Origin of the sequence: Mesorhizobium sp. GbtcB19 (assembly GCF_019091085.1) — a bacterium.
In the GTDB taxonomy this organism is placed as follows: Bacteria; Pseudomonadota; Alphaproteobacteria; order Rhizobiales; family Rhizobiaceae; genus Mesorhizobium.
Window position 1 is genome coordinate 137,148 of record NZ_JAGXJY010000012.1, and the last position, 12,665, is coordinate 149,812.

Sequence of the window (12,665 nt, forward strand, 5' to 3'; positions counted from 1 at the left end):
GGTGCCGCGACGCATCGGACTGGCTGAAATCGGCTGCTTGCGAAGCGGCGCCGCCCTGTTCCTCTCCCGCCTGACCGGGCGGGAGAACGGGCGCGGTCACTCGGAGGAGAAGAACGTGGCACAGACATCGCATGGCGTTGGTGGGCTCACCTATGATGCCAAGAAGCGCCCTTGGCCCGCCGAATTCAACGTTCTCCTGGCGCTCGTGATCCTGGTTGGCCTGTTCGAGTTGATTGGCAGGATCTTCCTCGGCGACAGTTTCCTGTTCAACACGCGTCCGAACGTCGACGCGATCTTCAACGAGCAGCGCTTGCAGATCATCATCCTGCAGGTGTCGATCGTCGGCATCATCGCCATCGGCGTCACCCAGGTCATCATCTGCGGCGGTATCGACCTGTCCTCCGGCTCTGTCGTCGGCGCTACCGCCATGATCGCCATGAGTTTCGCGCAGGTGGCGACGGTCAACGGCAACCCCAACCCCAAGGCCATGTTCCTTGCCTATGGCTGGACCGACCTCCCGGTCATCGTGCCTTTGTTTGTCGCCGTGGCCTGCGGCTTGATCGCCGGCTTGGTCAACGGACTGCTGATCGCCTACACGCGCATCCCGCCCTTCATCGCCACCCTCGGCATGATGGTCACCGCCCGCGGCATCGCCAAATGGTGGTCGAAGGGTGAGCCGATCTCGTTTCCGACCGAAGGTTTCGCGGCCATCGGCAAGGGCCTGATGCCTGTCATCATCTTCATTTCGCTGGCGATCCTGTTCCAGCTGATCCTGACCTACACGAAATACGGCAAGCACTGCTACGCCATCGGCTCCAACGAAGATGCCGCGCGCATGTCCGGCATCAAGATCGCCAACCACAAGGTCCTGGTCTACGTCATCGCCGGCATTCTGGCCTCGCTCGCCGCCGTCGTGCTCTGCTCCAAGAACCTCACGGCTCAGTCCGGCATGGGCGTGATGTATGAGCTCGACGCCATCGCCATGGCGGTCATCGGCGGCGTTTCGCTGTCGGGCGGCCGCGGTTCGATCATCGGCACCGTGATCGGTTCGCTGATCTTCGGCGTCATCATTTCCGGCTTCACCTTCCTGCGCCTCGACGCCTACTATCAGGAGATGGTCAAGGGCGTGATCATCGTCGGCGCGGTCGTTCTCGATCAATGGCGCCAGCGCCGCCGTGCGATAGGAGCTTGAACATGTCCGACATCGTTCTGAAGACCGAAAACCTTACCAAGCACTATGGCGGCGTGCACGCGCTGCAGGAGGCGAATTTCGAGCTGCGCAAGGGCGAGCATGTCGCCATCATGGGCGACAACGGCGCCGGCAAGTCGACCTTCGTGCGCCAGATCACCGGCGTCGAGCAGCGCACCGACGGCAAGATCTGGTTCGACGGCAAGGAGGTGAATTTCTCCGGCCCGATCGAAGCCCGCGAGGCTGGCATCGAGACCGTGTTCCAGAACCTCGCTCTGGCCGACGATCTCGACGTGCCGTCGAACCTCTTCCTCGGCCGCGAGAAGGTGCTGTTCAATCTCGGCCCGTTCTCCATCCTCGACCGCAAGGCGATGCGCAAGGCGACCGAGGCAGCGCTTGTCCGCACTGCGGTCAAGATCCCGAACCTCTCCAGCACCATCCGCCACATGTCGGGCGGCCAGCGTCAGTGCGTGGCGATCGCCAGGACCGCGACCTTCGCCTCCAAGCTGATCATCATGGACGAGCCGACGGCGGCACTCGGCGTGCAAGAAACCGCGCAGGTCGAAAACATCATCCGCACGCTGAAGGAGAACGGCGAGCCGCTGATCCTGGTCAGCCACAACATGCGCCAGGTGTTCGACCTGGTCGACCGCATCGTCGTCTTCCGCCGCGGCAAGATCGTCGCCAATCTGCGCAAGCAGGACACCGACGGCAACGACATCGTCGCCTACATCACCGGCGCCAAGACCGGTCAGGCGGAACTGCAGGCCGCCTGACGGGCGCCACGACGGGATCAACCAATCGTCCGCGCCGGCCGGCGCGGACATGCCTGTAAAAACCATCCTCGAAGGACATTCCATGACACTGCGTTTCGCTCTTCTCGGCGCCGGCCGCATCGGCAAGGTGCATGCTCGCGCCGTTGCCTCCAACCCGCAGGCTAAGCTGGTGGCCGTGGCCGATGCCTTCGAGAAAGCGGCGACGGAATTGGCCTCCGCCTACGGCGCCGAAGTGCGCACGATCGATTTCATCGAGAAGTCCGGGGACATCGACGCCGTCATCATCTGCACGCCGACCGACACCCATGCCGATCTGATCGAGCGCTTCGCCAAGGCCGGCAAGGCGATCTTCTGCGAGAAGCCGATCGATCTTAGCGTCAAGCGTGTCGAAAAATGCCTGGCCACGGTCGAGAAGACCAAGGCCACGCTGATGGTCGGCTTCAACCGCCGCTTCGACCCGCATTTCGCCGCCGTGCGCAAGGCGATAGACGACGGCGCCATCGGCACCGTCGAGATGGTCACCATCACGTCGCGCGATCCCGGCGCCCCGCCGCTCGAATATATCGCCCGCTCCGGCGGCATTTTTCGCGATATGACCATCCATGATTTCGACATGGCGCGCTTCCTGCTGGGTGAAGAACCCGTCGCCGTCAGCGCCCACGCTTCTGTGCTGGTCGACAAGAAGATCGGCGAAGCCGGCGACTTCGATTCGGTCAGCGTCATCCTCGAGACCGCGTCCGGCAAGCAGGCCGTCATCTCCAACTCGCGCCGTGCCACCTATGGCTATGATCAGCGCATCGAGGTGCATGGTTCGAAAGGCATGGTCGCGGCCGAGAACCAGCGGCCGGTATCGATCGAGCTTGCCAACGACAAGGGCTACACCCGCCCGCCGCTGCACGACTTCTTCATGACCCGCTACATCGACGCCTACGCCAACGAGATCGCGGCCTTCATCGCCGCCAAGGCGGCCGGCAAGAAGGCCTTGCCGAGCGGCACGGACGGGCTGATCGCGCTCAAGCTGGCCGACGCGGCGCTGAAGTCGGCGACGACGGGCAAGACCATACGCGTCGACTAGCTGCATCGATATTCAGGTGAGGGCAAGCCTGACCTGACTCTCAACACACCTGGACCATTGGAACGTAACCAAGGAGCAAAGCGATGAGCGGTTTGGCCGGTCGCAATTCACAAACGCGCGCCATCGTCACCGGCGGCGCGCAAGGCATCGGCTTCGCCGTTGCGGAAGCACTTGCCGACGAGGGCTGCCGCGCGCTGGCGCTGATCGGCCGCTCGCAGGAGAAGGGCGACAAGGCGGTCGTGGCCCTGAAGAAGAGCGGCGTCGACGCGATCTTCATCAGCGCCGATGTCGCCAAGGTCGCCGACTGCAAGCGCGCCATGGCAACGGCGCTTGCGCATTTCGGCACGCTGAACGCGCTGGTCAACGCCGCCGCCACCTCGGCGCGCGGCTCACTGATCGAAACGACGGAAGAGGTCTTCGACCAGATCTTCGACACCAATGTGCGCGGCCCGTTCTTCCTGATGCAGGGCCTCGTCGCGCATCTCCTGGAGCGCAAGGCGCCGGGCTCGATCGTCAACGTGCTGTCGATGTCGGCGCATGCCGGCCAATCCTTCCTGACGCCCTATTCGACCAGCAAGGGCGCGCTGATGACGCTTACCAAGAATGTCGCCAGCGCCTACCGGAAGAACCGCATCCGCTGCAACGCCGTGCTGCCGGGATGGATGGACACCGAGGGCGAGGACATCGTGCAGAAGAAATGGCACGACGCGCCCGACGACTGGCTGGCAAAGGCCGAGGCCTCGCAGCCGATGGGCCAATTGGTCAAGCCGGCCCAGCTTGCCCGGCTGATCACCTATATGATCAGCCCGCAGGCTGGTGTCATGACCGGCTCGCTGGTTGACTATGATCAGAACATCGCTGGGGTGATCGGCGAGTAGGGGCAGCCGGGTAGTCTCACGCCGGTGCGGATCGGCGGCCAAAGTGCGCGGGTTCCGAAAACCCGCGCGCTTTTGCTGTTGCCGCGACATCGCCATTACCATATAGTCAAGATGGTCAGAATAGTCATGAGATTGCTATGCGACCCGAGCCCAAGGACGATAAGAATTGGACGGTGGCCGGGGCAAAAGCCCGGCTGTCGGAGGTGATTGAGCGGGCGCAGTCTTCGCCTCAGACGATCACCAGAAACGGCAAGCCAAGTGTGGTTGTCGTCTCGGCCGAGGAATGGCAGCGAAAGACCGCGCGCAAGGGTACGCTTGCGGAATTCCTGCTGGACTCGCCGCTGCGCGGCTCCGATCTGGACCTTGAGCGTCAACGCGACGAACCGCGTGATCTGCCGCTGTGAGGCTGCTGCTCGATACGAATGTCCTGTCCGAGGTGACAAGACCGGCGCCGGACGCACGCGTTCTAAATTGGCTGGATGGACTCGATGAGGACCGCTCCTTCATCAGTGTCGTGTCGATCGCCGAGATCCGGCGCGGCGTTGCTCTCATGGACGAGGGCCGCAAACGAGACGCGCTGGCTGAATGGCTTGCCCACGATCTGCCGCAGCGCTTCGAGCAGAGGGTTTTGCCGGTGGACGAAGCCGTTGCCTTAGCTTGGGGCGACCTAATGGGCCTTGCCAAGCGCCGCGGACGCGGTCTGTCCTCGATGGATGGGATGATCGCAGCCACCGCGATTGCGCAACAACTTACCTTGGCAACGCGCAACACGAGGGATTTCGAAGGCTTTGGAATCGAACTCTTCGATCCCTGGACTGCATGACCACCGCGCTGCCATAGTCACAAGTGGACGTCTCAATGCATCCATATTGGATCACGATAAGCGGTCATCTTGGCGTTGGCGTCACTGCGCGGTCGGAAGGCGACGCGCTGCAACTGTTCGCGCTTGCCTTCCCATCCAAAAAAGCAGTCAGCATCGAGATCATCAAGAATATGAACGATCTCGATCAGAATCACGTGATACCCAATTTGGGTGGGGCCAACTGGCTTCGGCGCGGTATCTGGTTTCCCCAGGGCCAAGATCACATCGCTGACTGGGACAATGCGTAGCGTCATCAGACACGTGACAACCGCCTTCGCATCGACTATATGAGCCGCATGATCAACCTGTCCGCCACCTATTGGTACTTTAGCAGCTCGCTGGCGGCGGGAGGATTGCGCTCGATCTGAAGATTGCAGATCAAAAATCCGACAAGCCGCCAGACCTGGCGGCTTTTTTGTTTCAGCCGGCAGGTCTCCTAACCAGGAGCAGAAAGCCGTGTTGACCACCACCGACGACCTTCGGGTCACCGAAATCAGAGCCTTGAGCACGCCCGACGAGGTGATGCGCGAGATACCGCGCTCACTCACCGCGACGCGTACCGTTGCCGCTTCGCGCAACGCCATCCACTCGATCTTGACCGGCGTCGACGACCGATTGGTCGTCATTGTCGGCCCTTGTTCCATCCACGATCCGGTCGCGGCCGTTGACTATGCCAGCCGTCTGGCGGCGCTGCGCGAAGCCCTGGCCGACCGGCTCGAGATCGTTATGCGCGTCTATTTTGAGAAGCCGCGCACCACGGTCGGCTGGAAGGGGTTGATCAACGATCCCGACCTCGACGGCAGCTTCAACATCGAGAAGGGCTTGCGCATGGCGCGCAACGTGCTCGCGGCCGTCAACAATCTCGGTCTGCCGGCGGCGACCGAGTTCCTCGACATGACCATTCCGCAATACATCGCCGACCTCGTCGCCTGGGGCGCCATCGGCGCGCGCACCACCGAAAGCCAGATCCATCGCGAACTGGCGTCGGGCCTGTCCTGCCCGGTCGGCTTCAAGAACGGCACCGACGGTAACCTCAGGATCGCCGCCGAAGCGGTGAAGTCGGCCGCGCAACCGCATCATTTCATGGCGGTGACCAAGGGCGGCCGGAGCGCGATCGCCGCGACCACCGGCAATGAGGACTGCCATGTCATCCTGCGCGGTGGCGTTCAGCCCAACTACGACGTGGCAAGCGTCGACGCTGCGTCTATCGAGCTTGGCCGTATCGGCATCGCACCGCGGCTGATGATCGATGTCAGCCACGCCAACAGCGCCAAGAAGCCGGAGAACCAGCCCAAGGTCGCGGCCGATGTGGCGGGTCAGGTCGCGGCGGGCGACGAGCGCATCATCGGCGTCATGATCGAGAGCAATCTCGTCGCCGGCCGGCAGGACGTGGTGCCCGGCAAGCCACTCACCTACGGCCAGAGCATCACCGACGGCTGCATCGACTGGGCGACCACCGAGACGGTGCTGCACGGCCTCGCCGGCGCCGTCGAATGGCGCCGGTCCGTGAAGCGCGAAATGCTCGCCAGCCGTCAGGGCGCGGCTTGAGCCCTCTTCCTTCTCCCCTTGCGGGAGAAGGTGGCTCGGCGCGCAGCGCCGAGACGGATGAGGGGCGTGAAGAAACGCGGCGTGGGTTCTTTGAGGCTCACGCCGCCCTCAACCCTTCCCAGGCGGTGAAAATCGAAACGGCGAACAGCAGCAGCCCGGCGGCGCGTCCAGCGATGATGGTCGCTTGCGGATTGTCGACCAGCAGCCCTCGGCTGCGGCCGGCTGTGACGGCGAGCCCGCCATAGATCGCCGCCTGCGTGGCGAGGGTCAGCAATCCCATGATGGTCGCCTGCATCCAGATCGGACCGTAGGCCGGCTTCAGGAACTGCGGATAGACGGCGATGATGAAGAGATAGGCCTTCGGGTTGATCAGGCAGGTGAGCATGCCTTGCCGAAACGCCTTCCAGGCCGAGCGGCTGCCTGAGGGTCCGTCACCGCCAACGGTGATGGAGCTGCGCATCAGCGAGATACCGATATAGGCCATGTAGGCGGCGCCGGCGACCAGCAGCGGCGTGAACAGCATCGGCACGAAATGCATGAGCAGGCCGACGCCGATCGCGCCGTTCAGCGTGTGCACCGCGCCGCCCAGCATGATGCCGGCGGTCGCCGCGAGACCTCGATTGCTGCCGCCGGTCAGCGCATTGGCCAGCACGAACAGCATATCCATGCCCGGAACGGCGATGATGCCGAACAGAAGCACGAAGAAGAGCCAGAGGTTTTCGCCATAGCTCATGTCAGTTGCCTGTTGCCTCACTCGCCGCACCCAAAAGGAATCTGTTGATTTTCAAGCGCGTAGGCGGCCCTATAGGTCACCCCAACTGACGGGGATGTGTCAGTTGCGTTTCTGCCGGGTGTGAAAAATGCGCAAGGCCTCGCGCCTGTTCGAGATCATCCAGATCCTGCGGCTGGCCAGGGGGCCGGTGACGGCTGCGACCATCGCCGAGCGGCTGGAAGTGACGGTGCGCTCGGTCTATCGCGACATCGCTGCCCTGCAGGCGATGCGCGTGCCGATCGAGGGCGGGCGCGGCATCGGCTATATATTGCGCCCCGGCTTCGACCTGCCGCCGCTGATGTTTTCCATCGAGGAGATGGAGGCGATCGTCTTGTCGCTGGCCTTGCTCGAACGCACCGGCGACGACGAGCTGAAGCAGGCGGCAAAACGCGTCGGCGCCAAGATCGCCGGCGCGGTACCGCCGCCCTTGCGGCAGACGCTGGACGCCAATGCGCTGCATGCCTGGGGGTTTGCCGCGCCTTCCGCCTCCGCCGTTGATCTCGCGCTGGTCCGTCGAACCATCCGCGATGAGGAGAAGCTCAGCCTGTCCTATCGCGACGAGGCGGGGCGGATGACTGAACGCATCGTCCGTCCGGTCGCGCTGATCTATTATGCCGAGACCGCCAACATCGTCGCCTGGTGCGAACTGCGCCAGGCCATCCGCAATTTCCGCAGCGACCGCATCGAGGACTGCCGGCCGGCCGGCCTGTGGTTCAAGGGCGAAGGCGACCGGCTGCGGCAGGTCTGGGTCGACGGCTGGGAGATCAATGCCGGATCCGCGGCAGGCAACTGAGGCGCCGCCCGAATCTCAGGGCACGATGCCGCGGCAGGCCCAGGCGACATTGGCGAAGGATCGCGGGCCATCGGGCCGGCCGGCCTGATAGGCATCGCGAACGGCGGCCTCGACGCGCTCCCGCTCGGCCGCGTTCAGAGTCATGTATCTGCCGAGCGGGCCTTCGCCGGCGCCGATCGGCGCCCAGAAGTCGTCGAAGTTCTGGTAATCCATGCGGATCATCAGCTCGGTTTCGGTGACGTCGGTGAGACCCTGTTCGACAAAGGTCCGCTTCATCTCGCCCGGCTGCATCATCGGCTGGAAGCAATAGCGGCTGCGCATCTGGCGCCCGCTTTCGCTGAGCGCCGCCACCGTGTCGATCATCATGCGCATGCCTGTCATGCCGCCATAATGATCCCAGACCACGGCCGCCACCACGCCGCCCGGCCGCGTCACGCGGCGCATCTCGGCCACCGCCTTGCCGGCTTCCGGAACGAAGTGCAGCACCAGCAGCGCCAGGGCACGGTCGAACGCGGCGTCCGCGAATGGCAGCGCCGTGGCGTCGGCCTGGCTGATGGTGATGCGCGGATCGGTGTTGCGTTGCCTGGCCGCCTCGACGAAGACGGCTGAGAAATCGATGGCCTGGATTTCGGCGATATCGGCGGATTTTGCCAGCTCGAAGGTCAGGCTGCCGGTGCCGCAGCCAACGTCCAGGACCTTTTCGTCGGCGCCATATCCGGCAAAATCGATGAACAGCGGCGCGAGCTTTCGGCTCCAGCGCCCCATCAGCTGCTCATAGCCGGACGCCGCGTGAACGGTGAAGCTTGATGTCATCGAACCCTCCCCTTCGCTGGAGCTCAGGCTAACCCGTGGCGGGTTCGATGCCAAGCGAGGGACGAGGGTCCGGGTCTTAGACCATCACCTCGCGCAGCCAGTCGGTGATCGCCTCGAAATCGATCGGCTTGGTCGTGTCGACGTCGAACAGCGGGCCGCGCCGGAGCGGCTCGGCGCGCTTGGCCAGTTCCACCAGCTCGGGGATGTAGGCGGCGCCCGGGTGTCCCGGCAGGCGCTGGTCGAGGCGGGCGCGGTAGCGTTCGGCCAGCGCCTCGCCCGGCGCATGGCACCAGATCTCGGCGGTCTGGCCGACGCCGGCGCGGGCGAGATGCTCCTCCAGCAGCTCGCGCCGCTGGAAGCCGAACCAGGCATCGACGACGAAAGTGGCGCCTGCGGGCGCTTCGCCGACCACCGACCAGATGGCGGCATAGCTGGCGCGGCCGAGCGTGCGGTTGAATTCGCGGTCCGCGCCGCCCAGCGCTTCGAGGAACGGGTTCTTGATGGTGTCGAGCGCGAGCAGGGGCCATCCCATGCGTTCGGAAATGCCGCGCGCGACCGTGCTCTTGCCGGAGGCCGGAATGCCGTTGACCAGCACCGCGCGCCGGCCGGTGGCCGGCCGGGTCGAAGCCTTGGGAAGCACAGCCGCGAGCGCCTGCAGGCCAGCGCCGATGACGCCGGCATCGTCGCCGAGCTGCGCCGGCTGGACCGTCGCCTGATACCAGGGCGCCAGCGCCGGAAGATCGGCAAGCGCTCTATGCGCGGCCTCGCCAAGGCCGCCGCCGAGCAGCACAAGCTCCGGGTTGAACATGGCGACCGCCGTGTCGATCGCGGCACGCAGCGGCCGCGCCCAGGCGTCCAGTATGCCGCGCGCCGTCGCGTCGCCGGCTGCGGCGCGGGCAAAGAGCTGGTCGACCGAGACGTCCGGACCAAGACCGGCGCGCGCGATGTGACGGCCGAGCGCGGTGCCCGAGCTCACGGTTTCGACGCAGCCGCGCCGGCCACATTTGCAGACTTCGCCGTCGAGCTCGACACCGATATGGCCGAGCTGACCCGCCGTCGCGCTGCCGCGTACGATACGCCGCCCTTCCGCCACCGCGCCGCCGATGCCGGTGCCGATGGTGAACATGACGACATTGCCATGGCCGGAGGCAGTGCCCAGCGCCATTTCGGCGACCAGCGCCATGTTGCAGTCATTGTCGATGACGACAGGCTTGCCGGCCATGCTTTCCAGCCGATGCGCCAGGGCAACCGAAGCAAGATCGACATAGCCGCCCGAAAGCACCGCACGATTTTCGGCATCGACACGCCCGGGAACGCCAACGCCGATGGCCGCGACCTGCGGTCCGTCCAGCCGGCGCACCATATCGGCGATGCGGCCGAGCACCAGTTCCGGATCGGGCGCGCTCTTCTCGGAGACGCGCCTGACAATTTCACCTGAGGCGGAGATCAATGCGGCACGCAGGTTGGTGCCGCCGATATCGATCCCTATGGCCATCGATTTGTGTGGCATGACGTCCCGTACTGTCTGGCGCCGACCTGTGATTCAGGTCAGGCCGAGCCGAAAACGGCGGTTTTCGAGAACCGGAGCGGAGCGTACTCAAAGTACGTGAGCACCGGAAGCGCAGGAAACCGGCGTTTGCAGGCCGGCCTCACCTGAATCACCTCAGGCAGCTTTGCGGCGGTAGTTGCCGATCACCGCCTGAATTTCCCGCAAACGGGAAACTGCGATGGTCTTGAGCTTCTCGCGCTGGACGTCGCGGTCGAGCGAGATGCAGTCCTTCCACAGCGAGCGGCCGGCGATCACGCCCGAGGCGCCGTTCTTCATGGCGATCTCGACCTGGCCGAGGAAGGTCGCATGGTTGACGCCTGCGGACAGCACCGCCCACGGCACGTCGCCGGCGATCCTGGTGATGTTGGCGCAGGCTTCGGGCGTTCCGGGATAAGGCAACTTCAGCACCTTGGCGCCGCAGTCCAGCGAAATTCGGGTACCTTCCTCGACCAGCGAAGGGATCCTGGCGGCATAATCCTCGGCGCTTTCGCCTTCGAGCTGATAGGTCAGGAATTCGACGACGAGCAGAAGATCCTCCTTGGCGAAGTCGGCGATGCATTGCCTGAGGATCGCGATGTTGTGCCCGTTCGCTTCGGCACGGTCGGCCCTCAGATACACCATGATCTTGCCACCGGTGCCGCCCAGCTCGCGCACGCGGCGCGCGTCGATGCCGGGCACCAGGCGCGACAGCCGATAGCCTTCCGGCGAGGTGTCATAGCCCGAGGCATCGAGGCCGATGAGCAGTGCCGTGTCGCGGTTGAGCACGCCTTCGTCGACGACACGCGGCACCGCGCAGAGCGGGTCGAGCAGCACGCAGGACGCCTCGCTGGCGAGATATCGGGTGATGTCGGATTTGGTGTCGCCGAGCATGTCGTTGGTGATTGCCGCCTGCTCGGCCGGGTCCGACGCGAGCAGCGTGCGCATGCCGCCGCGCTGGTCGCAGGCGATGGCCATCATGGCCCCGTCCTTGCCGCAAATCTGCTGGTAGCCGCGCAGTTCCGCGGTGGTCATCTTGGTCATGGTCATCTGTCCGATCTCGGCGCATCCTACGCATCGGGACGCGCTGTCCTTGGAGGTGCCTTTTGCCTGTCCCGGGGCCGCAAGCTTCACTGTTCCGGCGCGCCTGCCGCGACGGGCGAAACAGCGTGCCGAAGGAGCGGCCCCAAGTTGCGGGTTTGCCGAATTTGGGCGATAACTCCCATCGGTCGACAGGCCTGTAACACATTGCTGAAAGGAATTGCAAGCTGTCTGTGCCTCCCATACAGGACGCGACCGCATCGCGCACGATGCTGCACATGGTCGCCAAGCTGCATTATGAAGCGGAGATGTCGCAGGTCGATATCGCGCGCCGGCTTGGCGTTTCCACCGCCACCATTTCGCGGCTTCTGCAGCGGGCGCGAGCCGAGGGCATCGTGCGCATCGAGGTGCTCGACATCGTCACGCCCGAGGCGGTCACAACGCAATTGGTCGAGGGGCTCGGGCTGCGCGATGCCGCCATCGTCGAGACCCCGGCGGCGGGCGCGCTGACGGCGCTCGCGGCGCCGCTGGGCGGCTTGCTCAAGCAGGCGGAACTTTCGGCCGGCTCGGTGGTGGCCATCGGCTGGGGCCGCGCCATCCGCGAGGTGATCCGCGCCGGCCTGCCGCGCATTCCCGGCGTGCTGACGGTCGCCGCCACCGGCGGCATGCAGCAACAGGCGCCACATTTCCAGATCAACGAGTTCGTGCGGCTGGCGGCCGAGGAGTTCGGCGGAACGCCGCATTTCATCCACGCGCCCTATCTGCCGTCCAGCGAATTGCGCGAGGTCTTTCTTGCCGATGCGGCCATACACGACGCCGTGGCGCTCTGGGACCGGACCGACATCGCTATCGTCGGCGTCGGTCTGCCGCATGCCATCAATGCGCCGGAGGCAAGTGCCGCCACGCTGAGCGAGCAGGCCCTGGTGCAGGCCGCCGGCGACGTGCTCCGGCATTATTTCGATGCCGACGGCGCCCTCATCTCCTGGGAAGGCGAGAGCCGGATGATCGCCATGTCGCCCGATCAGCTCCGCGCCGTTCCGCTGGTGATCGGCGTCGCCTCCGGGCCCGAGAAGGCCAAGGCCATCATCGGCGCGGCCCGCGCCAGGCTGATCAGCGCGCTGGTCACGGACACCAAGACGGCGCAGGCCATCCTGGAGCGGCTCAACCAGGGCAACTGAGCATCCCATTTCTTGATTGGGTTCCAGACGGAACTCGTTCCGCACATTTCCAGAACCTGCCATCGAGGTGCTGCCGCCCCGAACAGGCGCAGTCGCCGCGGAAATCTCCCATTGTGCCGGCGACGGCTTGGCGCGATAGTCGCTCGCGCGGGGCTCAGCGGAGCAGACGATGCTTGTCCGGTCGGGAAGTAGCGGCGGTTCGGCCTGCCCAAGAC

14 protein-coding genes are annotated in these 12,665 nt (G+C 64.9%); 9 read left to right on the forward strand and 5 right to left on the reverse strand.

Annotation, left to right across the window (positions count from 1 at the left end; genetic code table 11):
• Window positions 1-115: 115 nt before the first annotated feature.
• From KVT37_RS20645 to KVT37_RS20670, 6 genes are all read left to right on the forward strand, one after another.
• A complete protein-coding gene (locus tag KVT37_RS20645) occupies window positions 116-1,192 on the forward strand; it encodes an ABC transporter permease (protein WP_217576424.1) in 1,077 nt (358 codons plus the stop codon).
• A gap of 2 nt (window positions 1,193-1,194) precedes the next feature.
• Window positions 1,195-1,965, forward strand: coding sequence for an ATP-binding cassette domain-containing protein (locus KVT37_RS20650; RefSeq protein WP_112097201.1), 771 nt, complete (start codon window positions 1,195-1,197; stop codon window positions 1,963-1,965).
• Window positions 1,966-2,047: 82 nt separating this feature from the next.
• Entirely contained in the window at window positions 2,048-3,040 is a 993-nt protein-coding gene (gene iolG / locus KVT37_RS20655) for an inositol 2-dehydrogenase (protein ID WP_217576426.1), read from the forward strand.
• Between the two features lie 83 nt (window positions 3,041-3,123).
• Window positions 3,124-3,918 (forward strand): SDR family oxidoreductase, encoded by a 795-nt coding sequence (locus KVT37_RS20660; RefSeq protein ID WP_217576428.1) that lies wholly within the window; start codon window positions 3,124-3,126, stop codon window positions 3,916-3,918.
• A 137-nt stretch (window positions 3,919-4,055) separates the two neighbouring features.
• The gene (locus KVT37_RS20665) at window positions 4,056-4,322 is read left to right on the forward strand and encodes a type II toxin-antitoxin system prevent-host-death family antitoxin (protein WP_217576430.1); all 267 of its coding nucleotides are present in this window, start codon (window positions 4,056-4,058) and stop codon (window positions 4,320-4,322) included.
• Window positions 4,319-4,741 (forward strand): type II toxin-antitoxin system VapC family toxin, encoded by a 423-nt coding sequence (locus tag KVT37_RS20670; protein WP_217576432.1) that lies wholly within the window; start codon window positions 4,319-4,321, stop codon window positions 4,739-4,741. The genes KVT37_RS20665 and KVT37_RS20670 overlap by 4 nt, the downstream gene beginning before the upstream one ends.
• Window positions 4,742-4,773: 32 nt before the next feature.
• Here KVT37_RS20670 and KVT37_RS20675 read toward each other — a convergent pair whose 3' ends face one another.
• Window positions 4,774-5,250, reverse strand: coding sequence for a hypothetical protein (locus tag KVT37_RS20675; RefSeq protein ID WP_217576434.1), 477 nt, complete (start codon window positions 5,248-5,250; stop codon window positions 4,774-4,776).
• Between KVT37_RS20675 and KVT37_RS20680 the strand changes: the two genes are divergently transcribed.
• Window positions 5,237-6,328 (forward strand): 3-deoxy-7-phosphoheptulonate synthase, encoded by a 1,092-nt coding sequence (locus KVT37_RS20680; RefSeq protein WP_217576436.1) that lies wholly within the window; start codon window positions 5,237-5,239, stop codon window positions 6,326-6,328. The two genes, KVT37_RS20675 and KVT37_RS20680, sit on opposite strands and share 14 nt — an antisense overlap.
• 97 nt (window positions 6,329-6,425) lie before the next feature.
• Here the strand turns inward: KVT37_RS20680 and KVT37_RS20685 are convergent, their stop codons facing one another.
• Entirely contained in the window at window positions 6,426-7,061 is a 636-nt protein-coding gene (locus KVT37_RS20685) for a LysE family translocator (protein ID WP_217576439.1), read from the reverse strand.
• Between the two features lie 127 nt (window positions 7,062-7,188).
• Between KVT37_RS20685 and KVT37_RS20690 the strand changes: the two genes are divergently transcribed.
• Entirely contained in the window at window positions 7,189-7,893 is a 705-nt protein-coding gene (locus KVT37_RS20690) for a YafY family protein (protein WP_217576441.1), read from the forward strand.
• A 15-nt stretch (window positions 7,894-7,908) separates the two neighbouring features.
• Here the strand turns inward: KVT37_RS20690 and KVT37_RS20695 are convergent, their stop codons facing one another.
• The 3 genes from KVT37_RS20695 to KVT37_RS20705 all read right to left on the reverse strand — a co-directional run bounded on the left by KVT37_RS20695 (window position 7,909) and on the right by KVT37_RS20705 (window position 11,275).
• Entirely contained in the window at window positions 7,909-8,706 is a 798-nt protein-coding gene (locus tag KVT37_RS20695) for a class I SAM-dependent methyltransferase (protein WP_217576443.1), read from the reverse strand.
• A 76-nt stretch (window positions 8,707-8,782) separates the two neighbouring features.
• On the reverse strand, window positions 8,783-10,216 hold the full coding sequence (locus KVT37_RS20700; protein ID WP_217576445.1) for an ROK family protein: 1,434 nt from the start codon (window positions 10,214-10,216) through the stop codon (window positions 8,783-8,785).
• 153 nt (window positions 10,217-10,369) lie between these two features.
• Window positions 10,370-11,275 carry a tagatose-bisphosphate aldolase gene (locus KVT37_RS20705; protein ID WP_217576447.1) on the reverse strand — a complete coding sequence of 302 codons (906 nt, stop codon included), beginning with the start codon at window positions 11,273-11,275 and terminating at the stop codon, window positions 10,370-10,372.
• Window positions 11,276-11,541: 266 nt separating this feature from the next.
• On the opposite strand from KVT37_RS20705, the gene KVT37_RS20710 reads away from it, so the two are divergent.
• Window positions 11,542-12,450, forward strand: coding sequence for a sugar-binding transcriptional regulator (locus KVT37_RS20710; protein ID WP_217576531.1), 909 nt, complete (start codon window positions 11,542-11,544; stop codon window positions 12,448-12,450).
• Window positions 12,451-12,665: the final 215 nt, after the last annotated feature.